Origin of the sequence: Pseudomonas cuatrocienegasensis (assembly GCF_900110925.1) — a bacterium.
In the GTDB taxonomy this organism is placed as follows: Bacteria; Pseudomonadota; Gammaproteobacteria; order Pseudomonadales; family Pseudomonadaceae; genus Aquipseudomonas; species Aquipseudomonas cuatrocienegasensis.
Window position 1 is genome coordinate 92,089 of the sequence record NZ_FOFP01000016.1, and the last position, 24,489, is coordinate 116,577.

General features: G+C 55.6%; 25 protein-coding genes, 1 tRNA gene and 1 pseudogene. 12 read left to right on the forward strand and 15 right to left on the reverse strand.

What is annotated here, in order from left to right; genetic code table 11:
* Positions 1-23: 23 nt before the first annotated feature.
* Both BMW49_RS19415 and BMW49_RS19420 read left to right on the forward strand, forming a co-directional pair.
* The gene (locus BMW49_RS19415) at positions 24-893 is read left to right on the forward strand and encodes a phosphoribosylaminoimidazolesuccinocarboxamide synthase (RefSeq protein WP_069518463.1); all 870 of its coding nucleotides are present in this window, start codon (positions 24-26) and stop codon (positions 891-893) included.
* A 103-nt stretch (positions 894-996) separates the two neighbouring features.
* Positions 997-1,086: transfer RNA gene (locus BMW49_RS19420), tRNA-Ser, on the forward strand.
* A 376-nt stretch (positions 1,087-1,462) separates the two neighbouring features.
* Here BMW49_RS19420 and BMW49_RS19425 read toward each other — a convergent pair.
* The 12 genes from BMW49_RS19425 to BMW49_RS19490 form a co-directional block, all read right to left on the reverse strand.
* The gene (locus BMW49_RS19425) at positions 1,463-2,476 is read right to left on the reverse strand and encodes a phage integrase (protein WP_069518461.1); all 1,014 of its coding nucleotides are present in this window, start codon (positions 2,474-2,476) and stop codon (positions 1,463-1,465) included.
* 69 nt (positions 2,477-2,545) lie between these two features.
* A complete protein-coding gene (locus tag BMW49_RS19430; protein WP_069518459.1) occupies positions 2,546-3,823 on the reverse strand; it encodes a hypothetical protein in 1,278 nt (425 codons plus the stop codon).
* A 140-nt stretch (positions 3,824-3,963) separates the two neighbouring features.
* Positions 3,964-5,154: a zonular occludens toxin domain-containing protein gene (locus BMW49_RS19435; protein WP_069518457.1), complete on the reverse strand. Its 1,191-nt coding sequence runs from the start codon at positions 5,152-5,154 to the stop codon at positions 3,964-3,966.
* Positions 5,154-5,471 (reverse strand): DUF2523 domain-containing protein, encoded by a 318-nt coding sequence (locus BMW49_RS19440; protein WP_069518455.1) that lies wholly within the window; start codon positions 5,469-5,471, stop codon positions 5,154-5,156. The genes BMW49_RS19435 and BMW49_RS19440 overlap by 1 nt, the downstream gene beginning before the upstream one ends.
* Position 5,472: 1 nt before the next feature.
* Complete coding sequence (locus tag BMW49_RS24640) at positions 5,473-6,855, reverse strand: virulence factor TspB C-terminal domain-related protein (protein ID WP_244168377.1); 1,383 nt, start codon at positions 6,853-6,855, stop codon at positions 5,473-5,475.
* 106 nt (positions 6,856-6,961) lie between these two features.
* Complete coding sequence (locus BMW49_RS19455; protein ID WP_069518450.1) at positions 6,962-7,168, reverse strand: major capsid protein; 207 nt, start codon at positions 7,166-7,168, stop codon at positions 6,962-6,964.
* Positions 7,169-7,179: 11 nt separating this feature from the next.
* Positions 7,180-7,383 carry a hypothetical protein gene (locus BMW49_RS19460; protein ID WP_069518449.1) on the reverse strand — a complete coding sequence of 68 codons (204 nt, stop codon included), beginning with the start codon at positions 7,381-7,383 and terminating at the stop codon, positions 7,180-7,182.
* An 11-nt stretch (positions 7,384-7,394) separates the two neighbouring features.
* On the reverse strand, positions 7,395-7,574 hold the full coding sequence (locus tag BMW49_RS19465) for a hypothetical protein (protein ID WP_069518447.1): 180 nt from the start codon (positions 7,572-7,574) through the stop codon (positions 7,395-7,397).
* Between the two features lie 15 nt (positions 7,575-7,589).
* On the reverse strand, positions 7,590-7,952 hold the full coding sequence (locus BMW49_RS19470; RefSeq protein ID WP_069518445.1) for a hypothetical protein: 363 nt from the start codon (positions 7,950-7,952) through the stop codon (positions 7,590-7,592).
* A 503-nt stretch (positions 7,953-8,455) separates the two neighbouring features.
* Positions 8,456-8,746, reverse strand: coding sequence for a lysogeny maintenance protein PflM (gene pflM, locus BMW49_RS19480; RefSeq protein WP_083251724.1), 291 nt, complete (start codon positions 8,744-8,746; stop codon positions 8,456-8,458).
* Positions 8,747-9,058: 312 nt separating this feature from the next.
* The gene (locus BMW49_RS19485; RefSeq protein WP_069518440.1) at positions 9,059-9,265 is read right to left on the reverse strand and encodes a hypothetical protein; all 207 of its coding nucleotides are present in this window, start codon (positions 9,263-9,265) and stop codon (positions 9,059-9,061) included.
* Entirely contained in the window at positions 9,262-9,477 is a 216-nt protein-coding gene (locus BMW49_RS19490; RefSeq protein WP_069518437.1) for a MerR family transcriptional regulator, read from the reverse strand. The genes BMW49_RS19485 and BMW49_RS19490 overlap by 4 nt, the downstream gene beginning before the upstream one ends.
* Positions 9,478-9,604: 127 nt before the next feature.
* Here BMW49_RS19490 and BMW49_RS19495 point away from each other — a divergent pair, with 127 nt between their 5' ends.
* The 4 genes from BMW49_RS19495 (at position 9,605) to BMW49_RS19505 (ending at position 11,671) form a co-directional block, all read left to right on the forward strand.
* Positions 9,605-9,880, forward strand: a complete 276-nt coding sequence (locus tag BMW49_RS19495; protein ID WP_083251723.1) for a helix-turn-helix domain-containing protein — start codon at positions 9,605-9,607, stop codon at positions 9,878-9,880.
* Positions 9,881-9,951: 71 nt separating this feature from the next.
* The gene (locus BMW49_RS19500; protein WP_069518435.1) at positions 9,952-10,479 is read left to right on the forward strand and encodes a hypothetical protein; all 528 of its coding nucleotides are present in this window, start codon (positions 9,952-9,954) and stop codon (positions 10,477-10,479) included.
* A 1-nt stretch (position 10,480) separates the two neighbouring features.
* Positions 10,481-10,888, forward strand: a complete 408-nt coding sequence (locus BMW49_RS24645; protein WP_139133816.1) for a hypothetical protein — start codon at positions 10,481-10,483, stop codon at positions 10,886-10,888.
* Positions 10,889-10,933: 45 nt separating this feature from the next.
* The gene (locus BMW49_RS19505; protein WP_069518433.1) at positions 10,934-11,671 is read left to right on the forward strand and encodes a hypothetical protein; all 738 of its coding nucleotides are present in this window, start codon (positions 10,934-10,936) and stop codon (positions 11,669-11,671) included.
* Here BMW49_RS19505 and BMW49_RS24650 read toward each other — a convergent pair.
* Positions 11,655-12,233 carry a hypothetical protein gene (locus tag BMW49_RS24650; RefSeq protein ID WP_139133815.1) on the reverse strand — a complete coding sequence of 193 codons (579 nt, stop codon included), beginning with the start codon at positions 12,231-12,233 and terminating at the stop codon, positions 11,655-11,657. The genes BMW49_RS19505 and BMW49_RS24650 overlap by 17 nt on opposite strands.
* A gap of 364 nt (positions 12,234-12,597) precedes the next feature.
* On the opposite strand from BMW49_RS24650, the pseudogene BMW49_RS19510 reads away from it, so the two are divergent.
* A pseudogene (locus BMW49_RS19510) lies at positions 12,598-12,828 on the forward strand (transposase); the annotation flags it as partial.
* A 69-nt stretch (positions 12,829-12,897) separates the two neighbouring features.
* Here BMW49_RS19510 and BMW49_RS19515 read toward each other — a convergent pair.
* A complete protein-coding gene (locus tag BMW49_RS19515) occupies positions 12,898-13,227 on the reverse strand; it encodes a type II toxin-antitoxin system RelE/ParE family toxin (protein WP_069518426.1) in 330 nt (109 codons plus the stop codon).
* On the reverse strand, positions 13,224-13,460 hold the full coding sequence (locus BMW49_RS19520; RefSeq protein WP_069518425.1) for a type II toxin-antitoxin system ParD family antitoxin: 237 nt from the start codon (positions 13,458-13,460) through the stop codon (positions 13,224-13,226). Before BMW49_RS19520 ends, BMW49_RS19515 begins: the two co-directional genes overlap by 4 nt.
* Before the next feature lie 520 nt (positions 13,461-13,980).
* Between BMW49_RS19520 and BMW49_RS19525 the strand changes: the two genes are divergently transcribed.
* From BMW49_RS19525 to BMW49_RS19545, 5 genes are all read left to right on the forward strand, one after another.
* The gene (locus BMW49_RS19525; RefSeq protein WP_083251722.1) at positions 13,981-14,664 is read left to right on the forward strand and encodes a phage tail protein; all 684 of its coding nucleotides are present in this window, start codon (positions 13,981-13,983) and stop codon (positions 14,662-14,664) included.
* A 51-nt stretch (positions 14,665-14,715) separates the two neighbouring features.
* Positions 14,716-15,387: a phage tail protein gene (locus BMW49_RS19530; RefSeq protein ID WP_069518424.1), complete on the forward strand. Its 672-nt coding sequence runs from the start codon at positions 14,716-14,718 to the stop codon at positions 15,385-15,387.
* 39 nt (positions 15,388-15,426) lie between these two features.
* The gene (locus BMW49_RS19535) at positions 15,427-16,140 is read left to right on the forward strand and encodes a phage tail protein (protein ID WP_167362821.1); all 714 of its coding nucleotides are present in this window, start codon (positions 15,427-15,429) and stop codon (positions 16,138-16,140) included.
* A gap of 387 nt (positions 16,141-16,527) precedes the next feature.
* The gene (locus BMW49_RS19540; protein ID WP_069518422.1) at positions 16,528-17,424 is read left to right on the forward strand and encodes a sulfotransferase family protein; all 897 of its coding nucleotides are present in this window, start codon (positions 16,528-16,530) and stop codon (positions 17,422-17,424) included.
* Between the two features lie 151 nt (positions 17,425-17,575).
* Positions 17,576-24,457 (forward strand): DUF4347 domain-containing protein, encoded by a 6,882-nt coding sequence (locus tag BMW49_RS19545; RefSeq protein ID WP_069518417.1) that lies wholly within the window; start codon positions 17,576-17,578, stop codon positions 24,455-24,457.
* Positions 24,458-24,489 lie beyond the last annotated feature (32 nt).

Sequence of the window (24,489 nt, forward strand, 5' to 3'; positions counted from 1 at the left end):
TTCGTTTCCTAAGGGCCAATTCCATGACCACACCTTCGACCCTCAGCCTGAAAAAGATCTACTCGGGCAAAGTCCGTGACCTCTATGAAATCGACGACGCCCGCATGCTGATGGTCGCCACCGATCGCCTGTCCGCATTCGACGTCATCCTCGCCGAACCCATTCCGGACAAAGGCAAGATTCTCACCTCGATTTCCAACTTCTGGTTCGACAAGCTCGCCCACCTGGTCCCCAACCACTTCACCGGGGACAAGGTCGAGGACGTGGTCCCAGCGGCTGAGCTACCCCTGGTCGAAGGTCGTGCTGTAGTCGCCAAGCGCCTCAAACCGATCGCCGTCGAAGCCATTGTGCGTGGCTATATCGTCGGCTCCGGCTGGAAGGAGTACCAGAAGAGCGGCACCGTCTGCGGCATCCCCCTGCCGGCTGGCCTGAAAGAAGCCGCCAAGCTGCCCGAGCCGATCTTCACCCCGTCGACCAAGGCCGCTGTCGGCGACCATGACGAGAACATCAGCTTCGCCCAGTGCGAAGCCATTATCGGCGCCGAAATCGCCGCTCAGGTGCGCGATACCGCTATCGCCCTGTACAGCGCTGCCGTCGAATACGCCGCTACGCGCGGCATCATCATTGCCGACACCAAGTTTGAATTCGGTCTGGATGAGCACGGCACCCTGACCCTGATGGACGAGGTGCTCACCCCAGACTCCAGCCGCTTCTGGCCTGCCGAAAGCTACGCCGAAGGCAGCAACCCGCCGAGCTTCGATAAGCAGTTTGTGCGTGACTGGCTCGAGTCCACCGGCTGGAACAAGCAAGCCCCAGCACCGGCCGTCCCGGCCGAGGTGGCGCAAAAGACCGCCGACAAGTACCGCGAGGCGTTGACCAAACTCACCTCCTAAGCACCACAGGGGCCTGTTTTTATCGCAAGCATCTGAAAGCATGCGAAAAATCCAAAAACAGGCTTCGCTAAACGCGCATCTACTGTTATGATGCGCGCCGCTTGGGAAGATGCCGGAGTGGCCGAACGGGACGGATTCGAAATCCGTTGTATCAGCGATGGTACCTAGGGTTCAAATCCCTATCTTCCCGCCATATTGCAAGAATAAGCCCCTGAAATTCATAGAGTTTCGGGGGCTTTTTCGTTTCAGAGCGGGTAAGTGTCGAAGAAGTGTCGAAAGCTAGAGTTGGCGTAAGGGATGGCGCTTTGCTAGCTTCAACTGGTGCATGGGCTTATGTAGGCATGATTAGCGCAAGCGATTGCACAAGCTGCAAGAAGACTTAACAGTTATTTAAGGATGAAGACATGACTGACCGAAGACCTCTGAACCCCCACGTAACCGTTCCTAAGCCTGGCGGTGGAGAGCAGCCGCGATCCAGAAATAATGACGGGCAAGTTCGCGATAAACGTAGTGATGCAGGAAAGCCAAGGAAGAAGTAACGAGCTTGTGGGAAGGGGCAGACGGCTTAGTTAGCGTTCTGCCTCAGATAAAAAAGCGTTCTTCCATGATTGTGGCCCAAGCCTCACCGCGTCCTGCAGGTGATCCGGCGCCAGGTGTGTATATCTCATGGTCATTGCCAGGCTGGTATGCCCCAGGATCTTTTGCAGCGTGAGGATGTTCCCGCCGTTCATCACGAACCGACTGGCGAAGGTATGTCGCAGCACATGCGATGACTGGCCAGCGGGAACAGGTAAGCGCGAATGAGCCAGGGCCTTGTCAAAGCTGTTCAAGCAGTTGCTAAACAGGCCGTGCTCTTTGAAGTGTCGGTGAATCTGCGTTTCGAGATCCTGGGCAATAGGGATTGATCGCACACGCTTGCCCTTGGTGTTGACGAAGGTAACCAGCTGGTTGCGTACTCTTTCGGGTGTCAGCGCCTGAGCCTCACCCCAGCGAGAACCTGTAGCCAGGCAGATTGCCGCGACCATGGCGACATGAGGCGTCTTGCAGTAGCCATGAATGGTGGTGAACAGCTTTTCGATTTGCTGGTCGGTCAGGTAGGACAGTTCCTTTTCCTGTAAGCGGAGAGGGCGGACACGAGTAAGCGGGTTTTCATAGTCGATCTCGCCGAGCTGATGCAGCACGTTGAACACCGAGCGCAGATAGCCAAGGCGGTTATTCAGCGTTTTAGGGTTGGCACCACTCTTGAGCGCCAGGGCGCGATATTCGGCATATTCGTTGCCGGTCATCTTGATGGCTACAGGGTCTCGAAGGTCTTTGGCCATGGCATCGAGCAGCCTACGGCGTGCAGGTCCGTCGCTTAGCGTATGCGCATGAAGAATCGCCCAGCGATCAACCAGTTCTGACAGCTTGCGCCGGTCTTTCGGCTTGGGCGACCAGTCAGGTGTTTCAATGACTTTGGCCTTGCAGGTCGCTTCAAACCGGCTGGCTTCGGCCTTTGTCTTGAACGTCTTGCGGAAGCGCTTACCTTTGATGGGTTCGACGTCGACCTTCCATCGGCCATCCGCTAGCTGTTCAATCGCCATGATCACCGCCTTGGCCGGGAGCTAGAACGTCAGCGTGTTTGTGTTGTTTGTGTATTTGGCAAACAAACATCAGACGGCCCTACCCCATCGAACGTGTCTTTCTTCGAGTAAGTCGCGGATATGACGGTAAATGGCTAACTGGTCCATGTCCTTGGCGGCATAGTGGTCGCGGATGACTGGCCAGCAGTCCCATTGCTGGAGAGTCTTGAAAGCCTTTTTTGCGCCCACCCGCTCCCTTGCCAGCAGGCTGACGAAGTTTCCCAGGAATAGCTCCACGTTCTTGCCGGAGAAGCCGCGCGACGTCTTGTAATAGCGCTTGTACTCGGTCTGATCGAGCAGGGATTCCACCGGCAGATCGACGCGCACGTCATCGCGAATCAGGGTCCAGATAGGCTCGAAGTAGCCAGGGCGTGACAGCAGCTTGAATTGCCCCAGGCCATAGCACCAAAGGCCGTCCAGATGCGCTGAGAAGGCCTCAAAGGTGCGGGTTTCAATGGGGGCCGAAGACTGGAGGTCCAGGGAGCCACTGGCGAACTGTTGGATGATCGAGTGGTGGTAGCGCAGTTCGACGCGCCACACGTCCTGGGCCGGGTTGTAGTTGTCCGGGTCGCCTTCGTCGAAGCTGTCACGGCGGCGCCACACGCTTTCCCAGTAGTCGAGCTTATCGGTCGCGCGGGCCTGTTCGGTCTTGTTGTAGATACAGAGCTGGACGCCGTTTGCCGAACCGAACATCGAGGTTTCGCCACGGCCATAGGTGCTCGACTTGGTGGACCAGTTAATCTCGTTAATGCCGCTGATGTCGCGGTGCATGCGTGCCTTGCAGTGCATCCGGGCAACCAGATCAGCTGGGGGCGTCCAGCCTTGCAGGTCTAGCGCAAGGTGTACCGCGCACTGGTTGACGTCCACATTGGTCATGAGTGCCTGGGCGTAGAAATCCATGCGCGCTTGCAGACGCTCAGGCGACAGGGCGTCGATTGCGTGGGGCGAGACCTCAATTTTCAGGTGTGGGCCGATGCTTTCGAGCTTGGCGTTGAAGTTCTTCACCAACAGGATGAAACCCAGGTCAGCGTTTTGCAGCTTGTACTGGTAGCCCGAGTCACGGCCTACACGGCCGGAGTGCCAGCGCTGGCCGGCAAACTCAACCAGGGTGCCCGGTTTCTCAAACAGCGCCATGATTTCCGGGCGGATCAGCCCCCGGTAAAGCTGGCGGACCGTATCGACGCCACAGCGCAGCAGGCGAACGCCTGACAGGTCGGTGATCACTGCGGTTTTCTGGTCGAAGAAAAGGCGACCGGTTTTAGACTCGGCAAACAGACGGTCTACCCGGATTTGATCTTTTGCAGTCATTTCTAACGCTCCAAATTGTGACGAATCGACACTGTTTAACTCTGTTTATCTGACGTGTTACAGGGACGTCAGCGCATGCGCGGCGGCGCATCCGCGCGCTCGTGCCTCACGCGCACTCTCACCGCCGCGCATGGCGTGCATCACTTGATCGTCCTGGGCATGCGGCTGTTGTCGCCCACCACAACAACGCGTGAGGTGGCATCACTGGGTACAGCGGGTTGGACTGGGGCTGATGCGTAGGATGGGGGCAACGCACTGGGCGGGGCTTGTTGTTCCTGGCCTATGGCCGGAGGGGGCAGCCGATCAGGCTTGGCGGGGTCGAAGGCGCCTTCATCGACATAGGCCATGCAGGCCGAGAACGACACAACCGCGCGAGTGCCCTGCTGGGTGTTGCAGCGGCACCCGTAGACCTTGCCGTCGCGGTAGCCCACGGTTAACCGCTGATGGTTTTTGGAGACCATGTCCGGGTCAGACGTCGACATGCACGACAGCTTGGGATAGGTAACAGGCCGGGTTATGTCGTCATAGATGGGCGCGGAGCTGGGCACATCGGGCAGGCGTGGCACACGCAAGGCGATGTAGTCTTCAGGCGTTAAAGGCTGAGCCTCGCCCTGGACGCTGGGGACCGTTGCCACGGACTGAACGCCTTGGCTCGCCACTGGCTCGACTGACTTTGGTTGGTGCGGGGCGAAACGGCTCTTGTATATGCCGTAGCTGAAATAGCCGATCAGCGCGACCAGGATGATGAAAACAAACAACGCCCGAGGCGGTTTGAATTTCATGTGATGTTCCGAGCCTTCGGCCACGGACTGATAGACACCGAAGTACTTCTTATCAATCAAGATGCGCGTAGCTTGGCCATCGGTGAAGACGTTCTTCTTTTCGACGTCCATGTTCACGCGCTCAAACTCCCACCGCTTGATCACCTTGCCTTTGTGACCACGCACGTAGTGGATATGGGAGTTACACAGCTTGCGGAAGTGGTGATCGATCAGGCCGGGGTTCTGCGTGATGCAGTGCAGCTCATGGCCGCTGTGGCGCATGGTTTCCAGGGCGCTGGCGTAAGCCGGTACAGCTGAGGCTTGATTGCGGATGCGGAAGAACGTCTGCGCCTCATCGATCACGATAATGGCGTTGTTCGGCAGCTTGAACCATTCCTGGGGTTTGTCGAATTCAGTCCATACCGCTTGCAGGGCTTCGTGCTGGGGATTGAAGCCACGGATGTTGTGATAGAAGACTTCGCGCCCTTCCTTCGCGGCTTTGGCGTCCACTTCCTTGATGGTGTTGAGGGTCTTGCCGTTTCCCTGCAAGCCCGTGCGCAGGACAAACATCAGCCACCCGCCTTGTTGAGCAGGGCAAGACCGGTGATGGTCCCGGTGACTTTATCCATACCCGCAAGCAGCAGGCGCGCGATGACAGCGGCAATGACGATGTTGATGGCGACATCAATCTTAGCCATGCCCAGCACCGCGGCAACTGATGGCGGGATAGCACTGAAAAGACCTTTGATGTAGCCATCCACGGAGTCGATCAGCTGGCCAATGCCGACATAGGACATGTAGGCAAAGCCCAGCGATGCGAGCGCCCGAAAGACCAGCCCCGAAACGATGGAGGCCAGGAACATTGCGATAACAGGAAGTAACGGCATATCAAGACCCCTTGAGTGCGCGGCTGATGGATACGGCGAAGAAGATCGAAGCGAGCATAACCACCAGCGGCCCAATGGCTGTGGCGAAGCGACAAACAGGTTCCCAGCTAATCGAGTAGCTGCGCCCCATGACGGTGAAGGTTTCAGGTGATGGGCAATTGCTGGGCAGCCAGCGCCCCTTATTCACGGCTTCGGTGAACAGGGAGCCAACGGCGGTGGACTTTTCTTCAAGCTCATACTCAGGACCGCTCAGGGCGCTTTCGATTTCTGCCTTTACGGGGGCGTCATACTTCCACTGGCACAGCTGCTCTTTGTTCTTGCGCAAAATGGCGCACTGGACGGCATCGCCTTCGCATACCAAAGGGGCTTCGCACGACTCACCGCCGACACTGGACTGGCCGCATTTGTTGGGGTCGGTTGCGGGGTCGCAATCACCTTCACCTTCACCTTCTCCTTCGCCGGCCCCGTCACCATTGCCGGTGCCATCACCGTTGCCGTCACCATCGCCGTCACCGGATCCGTCGCCGCCACCGTCTGAGCCGCCATCACCACCGCCGTCGCCAGAACCACCACCGCCCCCACCGCCGCCGTTATCACCATCGCTATCACCGTCACCAGTGCCATCGCCTTCACCGTCGGTAGGGCTTTTGACGCACGTTGTGCCGGACCAGCTATAGCCCGTTGGGCAGCCGGGGTCATTGGGATCAGACGGGGGCACATCAGGGGTGTCGGGAGAGTTGAGCGCGTCGCCGGTTTGGCCAAGCGCGGCATCGGTTGCCGAACAGTTCTCACCCGTGCCAGTGCCCAGGTAATTACAAAAGCCGGAGGTGGTAGAGCCGGGAGTGAGGAAGCAGCTAGAAGCGCGATCACTTACCGAAAAAGAGCACTGGTTGTAGCAGACGCTAGAGGGCGGCTCAGAAATGACATAACGCCGGCCGCCCGAGGTAATGACTGAGCCATCAGAGCCTTTGAATATGCCAGGGTCGCCTACAGCGCATTCGGGTGGAGGAGGCTCACATCCTGCAGTTTGATCATTTAAAACCGTGTCAGGCGGGCAAGAAGTGCCGGAACGAGAAATAGCCGCTGTAGTATCCTGACGATAATTAGTGCGGACCTGATAAGAGTAATGACAAACAGCGCTAGTGGGCGAGTTTATTTCAGTACGGATATATTGAGCAAGATTTTCAGGTTTTTGCTGAGAAACATACGATTGACATGCAGCGGTAGGACTAGGGTAAACCCCCCATACAGCATTAGAAAATTTCCAATAATAATCCTCAGCAAAAACAAATTGCCCCCAGCCCATCAGGGCGAAAGCCAAAACCAACCGAATAAAAATGCGCGGGCTGTTCATCATTAAATCCGCCCAAAAAACAGCGCCCAAAACGCCGCCAAGATGATTACGGTTGTCAGCATGTTGGCGTCCATGGATAAGGCCCTTATGTGAAAAAGCCCGATAACCAGTTATCGGGCTTTTATTGGGGGGCGCCTTACAGCGCGCGGCGGATGTACTTGAAAGCAGCAATGGCGATGATGATGCCCAGGACGATGGCGGCAATGGCAGGGCCGTCTTCCTTGGCAGCATCAAGCGCGGCTTGCGCTTCGGTGGGGATAGCAGCTTGAGCCTGTTGAGCGACCATCAGGCCAGTTGCAGCGACGGCACCGAGCGAGCGGCGCAGGGTTTTGATGTGTTGCATGGGTGTGTCTCCTACAGTTTGAGTGCCTTTTTCAGCACAAGAGCGCCAAAGACAATCGCGAACAGGATCAGGGCGTTGTCCCTGAGCTGGGCGTGATCCTCAGCAGTTAGCCCGGATGGGCTTATCTCACTGAGCGCCATGGTCGAGAGCGTGCCGACACAAACCGGGGTTTGGCCTGCGCTTTCCCATACGCCATCGCACACAATGAAATTCATAACGCCCCCTGTTACTCGGCCAAGCTGGGATCGCGGGCGACCTCAGCCATGTCGAGGCAGTCAGGGCACAGCGTTGTGTGGGGCGCCTGGCGCAGATCGTTAAGCAGGTCGGGCTGTGGGGCGGGTTGCTGGTAGAGCTGGCCCATGGGTTGCCCGCAGCAGTCACACGACACACGATCAACGATCAGCATGGCGGCGCCCTCCGATCAGGACTTAGCCGCGTCCGGCGCAGGGGTGGCCTGGCGCTGGGCGGGGTTAGGGGCTTGGGTTTGCGGGCGGGCTGGCTTGGTGTCTACCGCCTCAATGTGCAGGGCGAGATTTTTGCCCTTGTTCTGGCCACCGCGAGCAACGTCAAAGGTGATGCGCACCAGTTGCAGGGGCTCGAACTTGGAGCCGGCGTTGAATACCTCGTCGGCGGCGTCTTCTGCGATGGCCATGCCGATGATGGACAGGCCGTGTTCGGTCTTGCCGTCCGGTTCATCGCCGTAAAAGACCTTGGCGTATTTGGTGTCTTCCACCTGGGTCATTTGAGTGCCGAGAAATGCAACTTCCATAGTTGAACGTGCCATTTGTATTGCCTCGCTTAGTTGCGCGTTAGTGCGCGGTTTGCTTTCAGCAGGCCGAGCGATTCCAAGCAGAGGAACTATTAAAGTTCTTCGTCTGCCTCGTATTTACTAGGTCTGCAAGGATTGCCTTGTGTTATTTATACGCGATAAGTACAGCGATAAAACATAAATAGTTAAATGTCATGGAGCGCTAAACCAATGAGACGAATAGCAACGCAATGCCACTTTTAAACTTTCTCCTAATAAGTTTTGCTAATTGAAGAACTGTCACACCAAGGGCCTCGCCCTTGTCATCCCGTTTCGCCGTCTGCGCCCGCGACTGGCGGCGGGGTTGGTGGGTGGTCTGGCAGATCGCGGGGGCCAGTCACGGACACCGCCGCCGATGGCTTCAAGTAGTCGAGTGCCGGGCACTGATACTCACCGACAAGGCAACCAAAGATGAAGCCGGCCATGAAGTTCATAGCAAGCAAGAACGCGAAGAAGGTCATTTGAGGGCTATACATGGCTCAGCCCTCCAACTCGAACAGATCCCAACGCGGGACGTAGGGCGTGGGTTTGCCGATGTCTTGCACAACGTACCAATACTTCGGCGGTCGCTGGCCTGGCTTGTGTCTCGCGCAGTACGAAGCAGGCGTAACGATCAGAGCCCCATTTACCGTGGTGACGGTTGCGCGGCGGCATTGGGTGCAGTGTGTGAACAGGGAGGAGTCTGGTTTGGCCAGATACCGTTTCGACTCGCAGACAGAGCAGTCGCAGTCCTGTCGGTGCGGTTGGTGGAGGTAGCGGTTTAGGTTCATGGCTGCTGACCTGCGCTTGAGGCTTTCCCTGGGGGACGCGGCGTTCAAGTGCGACGCTGAGCGGCATCACCGGGCCGGCGTTGGTGGCGTGCGGGAATGGTTGGCCGGCGTGCTCCATGGCTGAGCTGACGAGGCGGTCCAGGCGAGAGGCGACGTCATGGCAGATAAGGCCGGACTCACGCAGGGCGGCGATAAAGCCCCAGCAGCGGCCAACGGACAGGCCATAAGTCGAGGTGCTATCAAGCGCGCGAGAGACGCGCAGGACAGTCAGCAAGCGCAGCAGCTCGCGGGCGGGTTTGGAAAGAGAGTTAGTCATGCGGCAGCCCTCGCAGCAGGAGAGCGCTTGTAGCCAACCTTTAAGTAGGCAGGGTTAACACCACGGCGCACGGTTTCAGCCATCCAGCGTTCGCAATCGGCTTTGCTGGAACCCCAGTAGCAGATCACCCAGGACGCGCGTTCAGTCATGCGACCGGCGCGGGTGGTGTAGGTCGCGAAGCGCACAAAGTAGCGGTTGCTCATGCCGTCCACTCCTGTTGCAGCAGCCAGGCGCGGAGCATGGCGCTGTTGACCATGCGGCGTTTGCCGAGCTTTACGGTGGGGAGAACGCCTTTCATCGCCCAGGCACGTGCGGTGCCGTAGGTAAGGCCGTTGCGATCAGCCCAGGATTCGACGGTTTCAACGTCCTGTTGCGGGCCTATCAGCTTTGAAGGTTCCAGCTCTTCCAGTTCCATGCTCGTTCCGTCACTATTCGTGTCAATGCCAGTTATTCAGCATTGCGTTATCCGAATTGGATGTTGTTAAGGTGGATAATGCCATTGTTGATCCATATTGGATATATCAACTATAGATCAAGTGGCTATGATAAAAGAGCGTGTTATAACTATTTTAAAAAGCTCAGGTATTCGACTGCCTGAGCTAGAGGAGCGCACTGGAATCAGTCGCTACACGTGGAACAACCTCAAGAACACTGCAAGAAAACGTGAGATCAAGGCGGAGGAAATTGAAGCTATCGTTAAGCTCTTTCCTCAATACGCGTTGTGGGTGGTTAGTGGGGAGATAGCACCAGAAGCAGGGCAAATAAGCCCAGAGTACAGTGAGGCTGATTCAAGCTTGCCCAATCAAAACGCGGGATAGCGATTACCAAGGAAGTAGCTAGGCGCTGGTATGCCCGGAATGGATAAGTAAATAAGAACTAGGATAGTTTTATGGAATTGGATGAAAAGATAGAGAGTTTACTAAGCATAGCGCTGAGTCCTTTTTATAGTCAGTGGGAGTTCTGGATAGGCTTGGCGGTTGGAATTGTTGGTGTGTTTTTTTCGGTATTAGCTTTTGTGGAGGCGAAAAAAGCTAAAGAAGCGGCTGTAGGTGCAGCTGTAACAATTAAGATGCAGTCATTGACAATTGAACTTACTGAGATAGCTCAAAAACTAGATAAGTTAGATTACCATATAGATTTTCATGAGGCTCGAGACTTATTAAACGAATCCTCAAGAAGGTTGATTAGAATTCTTGCGCCTTTTCAAGATAGAGAGCAGTTAGCAAAGTTAAAGCAAGAGCTTGGTATCGTAGTCCTTAATGCCATGACGGCGCTAGAAAATATAAGGCCGGAAGGTGGAGCAGTGTTGTCGCCAAATGTGGTCTATTTTGCAATGCAGTTGCATTTCTCTAATATAAGTAACCTGACGGCAGAGGTTACAGGGGTTTTCGAAAGAAGTTCTATTGAGGCGGTATAATATGAGTGCGGTAACAAACCAGCTTTTCAGTAATCTGGCGCAAATAGCTAGTAGATCAAATATTGGCTTAATAGTATGGGTTCAGTCTAGCCCAACAATTTTTCAGTGGGATCAGGGTAATGGATTAGTAGCTTCTATACAGAAGGCGGCTGGGTCGAATGCAAAAGTTCTGAGTGCAGGTATTGTAAGCGCTGCAATAATGAGCGCTGGATTTACAGATTCGTTGAAGTCGCAAAGTGACGAGCAATATCTTTTTCAGGTGGTAAAAAAAGACGAGAACAATACGGTTATGTCCTTGTCTTCAAGAGAGAGGCCTGAGTTGAAGGATGCGCTAAAAAGTATTTATGAAGCAGCACAGGGGAGTATGGATAGTAGTGCAAATGCAATTCTGAATAAGCTTTTAAGTTAGCCTTAGTAAGGGCGCGGGAAGTTTTAGGTGATGCAAGGAGGCACTATGAAAAGTGATTGGGACGATGCACCAGACTATATACGAAATGAGAAGAAGCGTTACCCGTGGCGGGTGATCGTAATCATGGTAGTGGGTTCCGCGTTTACCTGGGGCGTGGTTGCGCTGTTTGCCAAGCCAATTGTGATCAACGTAGACCAGCTTAAGCAGGCGATTCACGTAGACGGCAAACCGCTGTTCAGCCAGCAACAGGCACCACAGACATACAGCGAGCCGCAACAACCTATCAGGCTGCCGTCCGTTCCTTTAGACCAACCACCACAACGCTTACAGCAGCCAAGCCGAGCCGATATTGAATGGGCAGAAAAGAACGAGGCCCTGGCCATCGCACGTGCCCAAAATCATTTCAGCGATGAAAACTACACGCCCAAGCAGCCGGCCAATACCTATAGCGCACCGGCAACACGCCAGGTCGAAACTGCGCCTGCGCCCCAGCGGAGCACAAGAAGGGAACGCACTTCAAAGTGGATAAAGGGCTGGGATGGTGGGTCCAACTATCTAGCCGAATGGATATCGATTAATAACCAGATCGACGGAAGCAGTGTTTGTGCGAATCACCGGCGCGGATCAATTGAATATCGTGAATGCCGAAAAGCTGCAAAGCAGTACTATCATGAAGAGTGCAGGTCATGGCGTGCAAAGTACCAGCATGACAGGAAAGACAATAGTGAGCGAATGAGGCAGCGCTATTGCTCGGCTGCGAATAGTTTTAGTCCGATGGGTTAGTGCTTGAGGATGGCTTTAGCTGTTTGTTGATTCTTGATCTGGCTGCATAGCAAGTGAACAGAAAGGCTGCTGGCGGAAGCAGGTGCATTGAGATAATCAAAAGTATGGATGTAACCAAAGTCTTAGCGGTGGGGCCAGACCAATAAGAAATCTCAAGCAGTTTGTTGCCTGAGACTTGGTTTAAAATTCCAAGTATCGCGCTCATGGATAAGATATAAAAAGCAAGTTGTGTGATTCCGTACAGGTATAGAGGTGCGACATGATTTGCAAATGTCTGCTTGTTTCGTATTGAAAAAACTATAAAGATAAAAACAGAGGCGCTGGTGGCAAGTCTGAAAAAGGCTACTTCAAGCGGGAACATTGTTAGGTATATGTGATGCAAAAAAGAGATGCTTCCAGCTTTAGTGAGTGTTCCTTTCTGAGCGGCAAGAAAATAATTTATGTCGCTCCAAAATAGGTAAGTCGTAATGGTTGCAAGCAATACCAATAGGACAGTGACAGCGAGAGAGGTAGGCTGCGAATTCACACCGACTGCTGCAGAGGACTGGAACGGGTTGGTCATATTATTGGCTCAATTGGATATAGCTTAAATCGCGTAACCTAGTCATCGTTTTCCTTAACATTCGATTCAGGTTTGACCCATGCCCGGTCAGATTCCTAGGCTGCCTGCCTTGGGGTATTGTGTCGAAAAAGTGTCGAAAATACTGCGACGAATTGAGCCAAATCGACACGCTTGGACGAGCTGAAGCCCCGTATTGAGCGGGATTGCGACGAACCGACACGCTTAAAAACGGGTTCAAATCCCTATCTTCCCGCCATATTGAAATACTTTAAGCCCCTGAAATCGCAAAGATTTCAGGGGCTTTTTGTTTTCTGGTTTTGGTGTTTGGGCAAAACATTTCGTCTCAGTCCGCTCTAAACCGTTTCTACGCAAGTACTGTGGTCGCTACCGCATGCAGCCAGTGATTCCGCAACGCACCATGACGCGCAAACCAAAGCCAGGACTACACCGGCTGTTTGATCGCCCGAAATATCGGCAGAGGAACATCATCAAGAAGATGTTTGGCTGGCTGAAAGAGAACCGAAGAATCGGTACCCGCTACGACAAGCTTGCCAGGAGCTTCAATGCGATGGTCACGCTGGCCTGTGTGTATTGATGCCTGCGACAGTACTTTTCGTGCAAAACCTAGCAGTGGGCAATGGCGCTGTTGAGTCTACTGTGCCGACTAGCCCTCTGCTGAGGTGCTCAGCCACTTGGGAAGGTCTTGCATTTGGTGCAGCACGCGCCAAACATCAATATGACCCTCTTGCTCAACATAGAAAACAAGACAAGGGTAGCGCTGGAGTGGCCAGGAGTGTAGACCGGGCAGGTCTAGTTCGTGAGCGTAGCGTGCAGAGCCGGAGGCAGGGTGCCGGCTGACCTGCTTATAGGCCCGCTCCAGGGCGTCAATGAAGCCTAATGCGGCTTTCTCGGCCTGTTCTTCGAGGTAGTAGGCAATGGCGTTGTCTACATCACGGTTTGCTAGGTCACGCGGGATGACCGGCTTTTGCTTCATCCTTGAGCGTTCCGCATGCGGGCACGGAGCGATTCGAAGTAGTCAGCATCGGCAGGGGCAGCGGGAGCGGATGCAGCACCGGCAAGCAGCAGGCCGCGAAGGTGCTGGCGATCCTGATCCTTGCGAATCAACTCACGCACGTATTCGCTACTGGTGCCGTAACCGCGGTGGTTCACTTGTTCATCGACGAAGCTTTTGAGGGCCTCTGGCAGGGAGATGTTCATGGTGCTCATTGGGCGTGCCTCTTGCCAAATTTTGCCAAGGATAATACCGCGGGTTTGGCTGATGGTGTCGAAAACACTGCGACGAATTTAGCCAAAGCGACACGCTTGGACGAGCGCAAGCCCCGTATTGAGCGGGATTGCGACGAACCGACACGCTTAAGAACGGGTTCAACATCCCTGTCTTTCCGCCATACATGAATTGCACGAAACCCCTGATTTAAAAGCACAAATCAGGGGTTTCCTGTTTCTGGGGGCAGTGTTTAAGGCCAAAACTTAGCGCCCCAGCCCGTCGCGGGCTTGACCGATTTGAATGGTGCCTCTTCAACGTTGGGTTCGGAATAAGGCATAGGGGCAGCACCGTACCGGAGAGGTCAGGTGTTGCACTCAGTTTTTGCGGCCGCCGGCAATCCACTAGTAGAAAATATATTTTGATTGGGTCGTAAAATCTCAGAAATTGCCTACCCTAAATATAGTCCAGTCAGCATTGCAGAGTAGATGTCCCGTTCAGTTGAGCCAGGGAGGGTGAGAAATGAAGAGTCGTCAATCTGTCTACTTTTTTGCCGGAGTAACGGTCATCGCCGCACTGACATTGCAGTCGCCGCCGGCCGCGGCCTGCAATTACGATGGCTATATTGGCAGCATTTGCTGGACCGCTATTCCGTATTGCCCCGACGGCTATGTGCTCGCTAATGGTCAAAGTCTACCAATCCGCTTATATCCGGCGCTTGCGGCGCTTTATGGTAGGACCTACGGCGGGGATGGTTCTACCTCTTTCAGCCTGCCAAATCTAAATGGCCGAGAGCCGGTCGGTACTGGCGAAGGTCCCGGTCTGACGCCGATGAGTGCAAAAACTCCGGTCAATGGCCTGGAAAAAGTGGTGTTGGATGGCGCCAACTTACCTGTGCATGTTCACCCTGTTGTTATATCGGATATCTCCAGCGTTAGGGTGGCCGCTCAATCGGGCGCTGGAACCGAAAAAACGCCGGCCGGTAATTTCCTGGCTGCACCCTCTGTTTCTAGCCTTCAGTTATATGCGGATACAGCAGATGCGTTAATGGCCCAAGGCGTGGTGTCGGCGAGTATTGCTGGTCCGGCCGTCGAAAGTAGCGTCGCCCCACCCACGTTGCCACAACCGATAGCAGTTCTTGGTCCGCAATTGGCGATGCGTGCTTGCGTAAATTGGTCTGGACTGTATCCGATCAACCCGAATTAACCGGAGGCAATGGCCTACTTCACTCGTTGCTTTTTGCCCGGAGAGATACCCATGGCCCGTTTAAACAAAAAACTGCTGGCGGTGGCGATGCCAATAGCGCTCGCTACCTTGTTGTCTCCCTCGGCTCAGGCGGTATGCAGTAGTGAGCCGATGCTTGGCGGTATATGCTGGATGGCGACGGATTTCTGTCCAACTGGGTATATTCAGGCGAACGGCACTGCTCTTGCGGTCCAGGCTAATGAGGCACTTTATTCCTTACTCTCCACTACCTATGGAGGGGATAGCAAAGACTTTAAGGTCCCCGACCTGCGAGGCCGTAGTGTCGTGGGGCTGGGGAGCTATTATAATGGCTTAGTCCTAAGTGGGCAGCGCCGCGGGGCGGCGACTACCCGCATGACTTATGACAATCTGCCACAGCATTATCACCGGATTGATCCGGCCACTTTCGTCCTTACGGGTACATTAAGCGCCAACAAAACTGCCCCAACCAGCAACAGCCCTGTAGGCCGCTATCCGGCAATTTCTTCAGTATCTGCGATGCAGTCCTATGGCGTAGGCATTAAGCCTGTGGCTATGGCGGGCGGCATCATAGCTGGTGATCTGTCCGGTATGACAGGGGAGACCAGCAGTGCAGGCAATGGCGCTTCTATTGACATTAATGCGCCGCGCCTTGGCCTGACCGCCTGCATTGCAATCAAGGGTTATTATCCGCCGCGGCCCTAATGATGGATGTTCGCGTCATCTTCAGAAAGGAATCCAAGTATGAAAGCACTCTTGATACCTGGTCGGCGCAAAGGCTCACTGGCTGTACTGGTCGCGTTGGTGGGGTTAGGCCACCCGCCACTCGTAGCCGCCTCGGAGTGTGCGGAAAATGGGTATATCGCATCTGTCTGCTGGACTGCGGCGAGTTATTGTCCGGAGCGATACCTGCCAGCCAACGGCCAGTTGCTAAAGGTCACGGACAATGAGCCGCTTTTTTCTCTGATCGTCAATCGCTTCGGTGGTGATGGCATAAACAATTTTGCTTTGCCCGATCTGCGGGGGCGAACCATTGCAGGCACCAATCAGGACCCCAGTTTGCCCTTGGTTTTACTCGGGGCGCGTTATGGGCGTGAATACGCCAGCCTAGATGTCAGCAACATGGCCGCCCATACCCATAAATGGCTCTTTGCCAGTGCAAAGCTGACGGGTACATTGTATGGCGCTGATACGCTGGGTGATTCAACCTCACCGCAAAATCGTTTCCCGGCAAGCCGGCCGCCCAGTGGGCCGGGAGCTTCCTCCGTGGCGACCTACGGGAAGTCAGCCAACGCCAGCCTGAAAAGCAATGTGATTACCTTGGCCGGTAATACTGCAACTAACCGCACGGATCCTGCGGGTAGTGCCGAGCCCCACCCAATCCCCCTGCGTCCAGCCCAGCAGCCTTTGCTGGCGTGCATTGCAATAGAGGGTGTTTATCCAGTAAGACCTAACTGAGGAATGCGTTGTGCAGTCTTATTTCCAGTGCCAGTGGGTGCAGTTCAGATGCCCGCGCGGTTGAGGCTGGATGATAAGCGCACTCAAGGCTTCAGACTCACGCTGATTACAGATGTGTTTGTAGGGAGGCCTGCACCCGAGTACTGCCTATGCGTTGTCTTGTTAAGGATGGCGCGGGGTTGGTCACCACGCCTGTAAGCCGGCACAAGCTGAAGGTTTGCGCCCCATCGATTTAGTGGGTGTCGTTACTTCAGCGCAAGCGTTTAGCCGTGTTGGTGCTGCGCAATAACGGTACGGCACGCCTTGTTGTAGCTCGCAGTTTTTAACGCCACCGCGCTGTTTGAATGTGTAAAAAGCCTGTACCTTAATCGGAGGCATGGAGGGCTTATGGCACAACAAAAAATACACTTCATTTCCGGGCTCCCGCGCTCTGGATCTACCCTGTTAGCTGCACTGTTGCGGCAAAATCCGCGTTTTCATGCTGCGATGTCCAGCGCACTTGCCCCCTTGATCAGTGCCAATCTAGACATCATGAGCTCTGGCCATGAAGTGTCGTTGTTACTGGCGGCTGAGCAGCGCCCGGAAATTTTGCGCAGTGTTGCTGAAGCTTTTTGCCGTACCACCAGCGACCGTGAGGTGTTTTTCGACACTAGCCGGTCCTGGAGCGCGAAGATGCCGTTAATCGCCGATCTTTTTCCCGGTGCCAAAGTTATTGCCTGTGTCCGCGATGTGCCCTGGGTGCTTGACAGCCTGGAGCGTCTGTTTCGCCGCGATCCTTATGAAAATACCCGGCTGTTTGGCAATGACGGGGAGCGCGCCACTGTCTATAGCCGAATGGAAAGTCTGGCGCGGCACAACCGCCTTGTGGGGTATCCATGGACGGCCCTGAAAGAAGCCTTTTATAGCGAGCAGGCCGCAAATCTACTGTTAGTCGATTATGAAATTCTGGCCAAGGCCCCCGAAAAAACCTTGCGACTTGTCTACCAGTTTATCAATGAGCCATGGTACGGGGAGCATGACTTCGACAATGTCGAGTATGACGCTCCAAAATTTGATGAGGCCCTGGGTATTGCGGGCCTGCATCGCGTCCGCCCCCATGTATCGTTTGAACCCCGTAAAAGCATCCTGCCGCCTGACCTGTTCCATAAGTTTGAAAACATGGACTTCTGGAAAGATACCAGTGGCAGTGCCGCCAACGTCATTACTGCGAAAAATACCGCTGTTAATGCAGCTTCCTTGGTAGGCCGCTTGGCGGGGAAAGCTGGTAGCTCGGAAACGTACTGATGCCTGGGGCTTTCAGTCTCAAGTGATAGGAAAAGTGTTGGCTTAACGCAGGTCTCCTCGTTGGTCTGCGTTTTTGTAGATCCGGACTAAACTGGTCTTGATTGTGCGAGAAGAATCTAAAGATCGCAGCCCAACGGGCGGGAGATAGAGAATGGCAGTCGCAGGGAAGGTTCAGGGCGCAACGGCGCATGACTCGCTGTCGTCGGTGGGGCCGCTGGCGCTGGAGCCACGCTACATGTTCGACGCCGCCGGGGTGGCGACAGGGGCCGATGCGGCGCAGGACGCCCAGGCTGATGCAGAAGCGCAGCATACCGCCGATAACGCCAGCGATAGCGATGTTTATTCCGGCGACGCGGCCGCTGCACCTGCCCCCGGTGAGCGCAAGGAGATTGTCGTCGTCGACACCTCCGTGGCGGGCTGGCAGGATCTTATATTCGGTCTGGCGCCCGGTACGGAAACCATCCTGCTCGATGGTACAAAAGACGGTATTGCCCAACTCGCCCAGGCGCTGAATGGGCGCACTGGCATTGACGCCATCCATATCCTGTCCCACGGCGATACCGGTATGGTCAAGCTGGGTACCGACACGCTGGCCAGCGACACACTGGCGCTCCACAGCGAGTCCCTCAGGGCCATTGGGCAATCCCTCAGTGAGCAGGGTGATCTTCTGCTCTACGGTTGCCTTATTGGTGACGGAGGCGAGGGTCAGTCCTTTGTCAGTGCTCTGGCCACCCTGACCGGCGCAGATATTGCCGTATCCAACGATCTGACCGGAGCCGAAAGCCTTGGCGGCGATTGGGACCTTGAAATAACGACCGGCGATATTGAGGCGAGCGTGCCGCTTTCATCGGTTGCGATGAATGATTTTACCGGGGTGTTGGCGACGACGTTGACCTTTGAGTTTGACGCGGCCACGGTCAACAATGGCAATATTCATGACAGTTCTGGTGGCTACGCTGTTGTCGTAAGTGGTGGTATTAATGATTTAACGCTTTTTGATCACCCATCATCTCCGGGAAAAGTCATAGGGGTTACGGGTGATGAGCAGTCTATAGGGTTTGGTTTCTCAAATAGCCAGGTCTCTTTCAGCCTTAAAGAGTTTTACATTTATACCCAGCGTTCGGATGCGGTGACTGTCAGGGGTTATAATTCATCGGGCATTCGGGTGTTTTCTTTCAACGCAGCACTTAATCCATTTTATGCAGGTGGCTACGGTAGAGTAAGTACAGATAATGTGGTGTATTCTGGGCAGTTTGTTCAGGATATTGCCATATCGTCATTTAAAATACTGAATGCAAATGCCCCTACCTTTGGGGCTGGTGTTGCTAATCCGCTTATATTTTTTGATCACGTCATTTTTGAAGATGTAGTAGCGGCGCCCATTAATACTGCGCCGAGTTTTTCCAACCTGAATGGTGGTAGCACCTTCACCGAAGGCGGGAGTTCGGTGGTCATTGACTCCAATGCTACGGCATTCGATAGCGAGCTTGACGCGGCCAATAATTACACTGGTTCATCGCTCAGCATCACCCGCAACGGCGGTGCAAACGCTGCAGACGTGTTCGGCAGTTCCGGTCAACTGGGCACGCTCACTCAGGGTCAGAGTTTTACCTGGAACGGCACCACGGTCGGCACTGTTACCGCCAATAGCGGCGGGTCTTTGCTGCTGTCATTCAACAGCAGCGCGACCACGGCTGTGGTGAATGGTGTTTTGCAAAGCATTACCTACAGCAACAACTCTAACGATCCTTCCACTCCGGTAACGCTTAACTACGCATTCAACGACGGCACAACCAACTCCACCGGCACCAACCAGGCGGTGGTCGCGATCAATGCGGTTAACGATGCGCCAACGCTGAACGGGACCGGTGGCGACCCTATTTTTAATGAGGCTGACTTTACCGAAAACGGCTCGGCAGTTGACCTGTTTTCCGGGGTATCCATCAGCACGGTCGAGTCTGGCCAGACCATCACGGGTTTTAGCTTTACCGTCACCAACGCCGACAGCAGCGACCGTATTACCCTAGCCGGCACGGCGATCCCGCTGGTGAGCGGCGGAGGGCTTACCGCCACCAACGGCCTGTCCTATAACGTCTCGATGTCGGGCAGTGTTGCCACTGTCACCATTACCGGCGGCAGCATGACGACGGCCTCCGCGCAAAGCGTGATCGACGGCATGACCTATAACTCGCTCAGCGACAATCCCAGTAACGCCGCGCGCGTGGTGACCCTGACGGGTATTACTGACAGCGGCGGCACCAGCAATGGTGGGGTGGCGACCACCGCGTTGGGGCTTTCTGTGACCGTACTGGTGAACCCGGTCAATGATATCCCCATAGCAACGACTTCAGGCGGCACCACCGCTTATAGCGAGGGCACGGCGGTGGTGGTCGACAGCGCCTTTACCCTGGCGGATATCGATAACAGCAGCATGGCTGGCGCGAGTATCGCGATTACGGGTGGTTTGCAAAGTGCATCGGATGTTCTGAGCTTTACCAATCAGAACAATATAACGGGCAGCTACAACGCCGGTACCGGAGTTCTGACCCTCAGTGGTACGGCTACTGTGGCCCAGTACCAGGCGGCTATCCGTTCGATTACGTTTAATACGACGTCCGATGACCCTTCGACCACCAATCGCACGGTGTCGATCACGGTCAATGACGGAACGAACAACTCCACCACTGCCACTAAAACCCTATCCGTCACCCCCGTAAATGACGCTCCGACCATAATCGCCACTGGCGGTATGCCGATCTTTAGCGAAAACGGTTCGCCTGTTGACCTGTTTTCTGGCGTAACGATTGACACGGTGGAAAGTGCTCAAACCATTTTGGGCTTCACTTTTACCGTCAGTAATGCCGAGGCGAGTGACCGCATCACGCTGGACGGTACGGCAATCGCCCTGGCCGCAGGCGCCTCGGGAACCACGGTAGGCGGCAACGGCCTGTCCTATGCTGTATCGGTGACGGGCGGCGTTGCCACCGTCACCATCAGCGGCGGCAGCATGACGACCGGTGCGGCGCAAAGCGTGATTGATGGCATGAGCTATTCCTCGGTCAGCGACAACCCTGGCGCCGGCAACCGTATTGTCACGCTGACCAGCATTCGTGACAGTGGCGGCGTTGCCAATGGCGGCAGCGATACCGGTACTGTTTCAAGCATCGCCAGCGTTGCGATAACGCAAGTCAACGACGCAGCGGTTCTGGCCAATAGCGGCAGTAGCGTGAATTTCTCTGCGGGTGGCGTTACTGGGGTAGTTATCGATAACAGCCTGACAGTTTCCGACGTCGATAACACCACGCTGGCTTCTGCAAATGTCGCTATTACCAGCGGCTTGGCAACCGGGGATGTTTTGTCTTTTACCCCTAATGGGGCATTTGGCAATATCACCGGCTCTTACACTGCCGGAACCTTGACCCTGACATCCGCAGGTGGGACGGCTACGCTGGCTGAGTGGCAGGCCGCACTGCGCTCCGTGACCTTCAGTAGCACTGAGGCATCGCCGAGTATTACCCCCCGCACCATTAGCTTTACCATCAATGATGGCACTGACAACAGTAATACCGTCACCAGCAGTGTGAATATCGTCTTTGCCCCCACAATTAGCAATCTTAATGGCGACAGCGTTACCTTTACCGAAGGCGGCGGTGCTGTATTGATTGATGCTGGAAGCAACGCGACGGTTTCCGACAATGACAATACCGACTTCGATGGCGGCAATCTGACTGTCAGCATCACCGCAGGCGCCGAGGCCAGTGAGGACATTCTGACCCTTGATCAGGCAGGCGGCGTTACGCTGTCGGGATTGACTGCTGGCTCAACCGTCAGCGTTGGCGGCACCGTTATCGGCACGCTGGCCAATAATATTGGCGCAGGCAACGATCTATCGATCTCTTTCAATAACGAGGCCACCCTGGCTAGGGTGGCCACGCTGTTACATGCCCTGCAGTACAACAATAACAATGCCGACGATCCCACCGCTGGCAACCGGACAGTGCGCGTCACGCTCACCGATGCTGCGGGCGGCTTTATCTCTAACCCGGCTGATGTAACCGTCACTGTAGTTGCGCTGAATGACGCGCCCACCCTGAGCGCGACGGGCAATGCGCCGACCTTTACCGAGAACGGAGCGGCAGTTGATCTGTTCTCGGGCGTGACTATAGGTACGGTTGAAAGCGGCCAGACGATTTCGGGTTTTAGTTTTACCGTCACCAACACCCTAGCCGGCGACCGCATTACGCTGGACGGCACGGCAATCGCCCTGACCGCCGGTACTTCGGGGACCACTGCAGGCGCTAATGGCTTGTCCTATGCCATAGCAGTGACGGGTGGCGTTGCTACCGTCACCCTCACGGGTGGCAGCATGACGACGGGCGCAGCGCAAAGCCTGATCGACGGCATGACCTATGCCTCGCTCAGCGACGATCCCGGCACTGGCAACCGTGTGGTCACCTTGACCGGCATTACCGACAGTGGCGGCACCGCCAATGGCGGGGTCGCGACCACGGCTGTGTTGATTGCGGCCACAGTGGCAGTCACGCCGGTCAATGATGCGCCGCTTGTCGGTGGCGTGTTTGGCGATACCAGCGCCGTCACCGCCGGGGCTGGCGCGCAAAATATTACGGGCTTTGACGATGCGACTGTCACCAACCCTGACTCTTCTGATTACGCTGGCGGCTCGCTGAGCATTACTCAGGCATCAGGCACGGCCAATGGTATTTGGGCGGTTGATGGCATCCTTGCGAGTTCGGGGGCGGATACCCGCATTGCTGCAAACGAAAGCATCATGGTCGGTGGTGTCAACATCGGTACTGTTCACGCTAGCAATGACGGCCAGGGCGGCAATACCCTCGAAATTACCCTGAATGCCAATGCAACCTCGGAGCGGGTGCAGACCTTGTTGCGCTCGCTAACCTATTCGGCGCCGTCCGGCCTCGGTGATCGCAGCTTTACCCTGGCCCTGAATGACGGCGACGGTGTGGCCAATGGCGGTGTGGCAAGCTCATCCGGGGCATTTACCCTCAGCATCAACCCCAATCCGCCGGTGATTGGTAATTTGTCGGGGGACAGTGTCTCGACCGGCAATAATGTGGCGGTAAGCATTGACCAAGGCGCGAATGTGACCGTGATCGATGCCGACTCTGGCAATTTCAATGGCGGTAATCTGACGATCAACGTTACAAGCGCCGGCGGGCTTAGCGGCAATTTCTTGCTCAACGCGGGGTTAGCGACTTCTGCTGGCGATGGCACCATCGCCGTTGGAGAAACCCTGTCGGTGGGTGGTGTGGCGATCGGCATGGTGACGGCAGATGGCCAGGGCGGCAGCAACCTGGTGATCACATTCAACAGCGCCGCGACAGCGGAGCATGTACAAACCCTGGTTCGTGCCCTGCAGTTTCAAAGTAGTCAGGCTGGCGAGCATAGCTTTAGCCTGACTGTTTCCGATGCCAGTGGGGGTGGTTCGGCTACCTCGACGGCGGCGACCTTTGCGGTGACGGTGCAGGCTATTCCGGTTAATACCATTCCCGGCGCACAGAACGTGATTGATGGTACTCCCCATGCCCTGGGCGGGATTTCGGTCGCAGACAGCGACAGTGCGACTGTCACGACCACGGTATCGGTAGGCGCCGGCTTAGGCACGTTTTCCACCACAGGTGGCGCAACCATTACCGGGGCAGGCAGCAATTCGATTCAAATTTCCGGCAGCCTCGCCGACGTCAATGCCACGTTGGCCAATCTGCTCTATACCCCGACAGTCAATGCGTCAGGCGCTCAGACCATCACCGTGGTCACAACGGATGGCGCGAATACTGACACCGATACGATCCTCGTCAGTGTTTCTGACCGGCCAACGGTTGCCGGTTTGGGTGGTGATAGCATCACTTACAGCGCAGGGCAGACAGTCGTGCTTGATAGCGGGCTGAATGCCACGGTTAGTGACGCTGAAGGCGACTTCAACGGCGGCAATCTGACCGTCAGCCTGAGTGGGGGCGCTGTGGTTGGCCAGGATGTCCTGACCCTGGTGGCGGCCGGAACTACTGTCAGCCTGCCGGGCGGTTTAACTGCGGGATCAGCCGTGAGCGTAGGCGGCATTGTGATCGGCACATTGAGCACCACCATTGCTGCCGGCAATGACCTGGTGATCAGTTTTAATGGCAATGCGACGGCGGAGCGTGTTCAAGAACTTGTTCGGGCATTGGCCTACCGCAATGATGCCGCAACGCCGGGCGTTGGCACCCGGACCATCGATATTACCCTGACGGATGGCAGCGGCAATACGAGCGGTGCCAATACTGTCAGCGTGGTAATTGCCGCTCCCGTTGTTGTGCCGCCCCCCGTCACTGTTAGTGACCCGACTCCAGTCATTGTGACCGTACCCCCCTTGCTGGGAGCTACGGGCAGCAGCAATTTGGGCGATAGCGGTACCCCTGTGAGCAACTCGATTGCCTCCATAACCGCGAGCAACGCAGGTCTTGGGAATCAGATTGCAGGATCAATTATTAAAAGCACCGTGACCGGCCAGCTTGGCAATACCAGCGTGATTGGTAATTCTGGCACGCCCATTTCTGCCGGGCTGGCGGCGGCACAAATCGGGCTTGGCTCGGTGGGTGGCAGCCTAGGCTTCAGCATGGGGGCAGATCTCGTTGCCAACGACGGTTTCATCGACAGTGGTGCTGGCGGCGGCTTTGGCGGAGCAACCGGCGGCTTCTTCGGGACGGGGGCTGGAGGCGGGTTAGGCGGCGAGGCAACTTCCGATTTTGAAGCGCCTCGTGGTGCCTCTGCGCCTGACCGTTCTGCTACTGACGAGCGAGAATTACCGCAAGGGCAACCTGATTCCCAGGAAGACAGCCGCCCGGTTGAAGGCGCCGCGTCGGAGGGAGAACAGGGCGCCGTGCGTGATGGCGAAGAAGCTACTGATGAGCGGGTCTTCGGTTTTAGCCATGAACTTGAATTAGCCGCTAATAGCTTTGACCGGCAGGTCGAGGCGTTGGGCAAGGCGTTGGAAACTTACTATCCACCCACGACCTAGGGCTGTTGACCTTTCGTTCACGGCTCGCGACG

Bases quoted from the DNA above. Each gene is read 5' to 3' on its own strand.
- BMW49_RS19470 (WP_069518445.1), bottom strand. From the start codon at position 7,952: ATGGCACGTTCAACTATGGAAGTTGCATTTCTCGGCACTCAAATGACC.
- BMW49_RS19495 (WP_083251723.1), top strand. From the start codon at position 9,605: ATGATAAAAGAGCGTGTTATAACTATTTTAAAAAGCTCAGGTATTCGA.
- BMW49_RS19545 (WP_069518417.1), top strand. From the start codon at position 17,576: ATGGCAGTCGCAGGGAAGGTTCAGGGCGCAACGGCGCATGACTCGCTG.
- BMW49_RS19415 (WP_069518463.1), top strand. From the start codon at position 24: ATGACCACACCTTCGACCCTCAGCCTGAAAAAGATCTACTCGGGCAAA.
- BMW49_RS19540 (WP_069518422.1), top strand. From the start codon at position 16,528: ATGGCACAACAAAAAATACACTTCATTTCCGGGCTCCCGCGCTCTGGA.
- BMW49_RS19485 (WP_069518440.1), bottom strand. From the start codon at position 9,265: ATGAGCAACCGCTACTTTGTGCGCTTCGCGACCTACACCACCCGCGCC.
- BMW49_RS24650 (WP_139133815.1), bottom strand. From the start codon at position 12,233: ATGACCAACCCGTTCCAGTCCTCTGCAGCAGTCGGTGTGAATTCGCAG.
- BMW49_RS19455 (WP_069518450.1), bottom strand. From the start codon at position 7,168: ATGCAACACATCAAAACCCTGCGCCGCTCGCTCGGTGCCGTCGCTGCA.
- BMW49_RS19515 (WP_069518426.1), bottom strand. From the start codon at position 13,227: ATGAAGCAAAAGCCGGTCATCCCGCGTGACCTAGCAAACCGTGATGTA.
- BMW49_RS19500 (WP_069518435.1), top strand. From the start codon at position 9,952: ATGGAATTGGATGAAAAGATAGAGAGTTTACTAAGCATAGCGCTGAGT.
- BMW49_RS19425 (WP_069518461.1), bottom strand. From the start codon at position 2,476: ATGGCGATTGAACAGCTAGCGGATGGCCGATGGAAGGTCGACGTCGAA.
- BMW49_RS19535 (WP_167362821.1), top strand. From the start codon at position 15,427: ATGAAAGCACTCTTGATACCTGGTCGGCGCAAAGGCTCACTGGCTGTA.
- BMW49_RS19490 (WP_069518437.1), bottom strand. From the start codon at position 9,477: ATGGAACTGGAAGAGCTGGAACCTTCAAAGCTGATAGGCCCGCAACAG.
- BMW49_RS24645 (WP_139133816.1), top strand. From the start codon at position 10,481: ATGAGTGCGGTAACAAACCAGCTTTTCAGTAATCTGGCGCAAATAGCT.
- BMW49_RS19525 (WP_083251722.1), top strand. From the start codon at position 13,981: ATGAAGAGTCGTCAATCTGTCTACTTTTTTGCCGGAGTAACGGTCATC.
- BMW49_RS19465 (WP_069518447.1), bottom strand. From the start codon at position 7,574: ATGCTGATCGTTGATCGTGTGTCGTGTGACTGCTGCGGGCAACCCATG.
- BMW49_RS19520 (WP_069518425.1), bottom strand. From the start codon at position 13,460: ATGAGCACCATGAACATCTCCCTGCCAGAGGCCCTCAAAAGCTTCGTC.
- BMW49_RS19430 (WP_069518459.1), bottom strand. From the start codon at position 3,823: ATGACTGCAAAAGATCAAATCCGGGTAGACCGTCTGTTTGCCGAGTCT.
- BMW49_RS19435 (WP_069518457.1), bottom strand. From the start codon at position 5,154: ATGTTTGTCCTGCGCACGGGCTTGCAGGGAAACGGCAAGACCCTCAAC.
- BMW49_RS19440 (WP_069518455.1), bottom strand. From the start codon at position 5,471: ATGCCGTTACTTCCTGTTATCGCAATGTTCCTGGCCTCCATCGTTTCG.
- BMW49_RS19460 (WP_069518449.1), bottom strand. From the start codon at position 7,383: ATGAATTTCATTGTGTGCGATGGCGTATGGGAAAGCGCAGGCCAAACC.
- BMW49_RS19530 (WP_069518424.1), top strand. From the start codon at position 14,716: ATGGCCCGTTTAAACAAAAAACTGCTGGCGGTGGCGATGCCAATAGCG.
- pflM (WP_083251724.1), bottom strand. From the start codon at position 8,746: ATGAACCTAAACCGCTACCTCCACCAACCGCACCGACAGGACTGCGAC.
- BMW49_RS19505 (WP_069518433.1), top strand. From the start codon at position 10,934: ATGAAAAGTGATTGGGACGATGCACCAGACTATATACGAAATGAGAAG.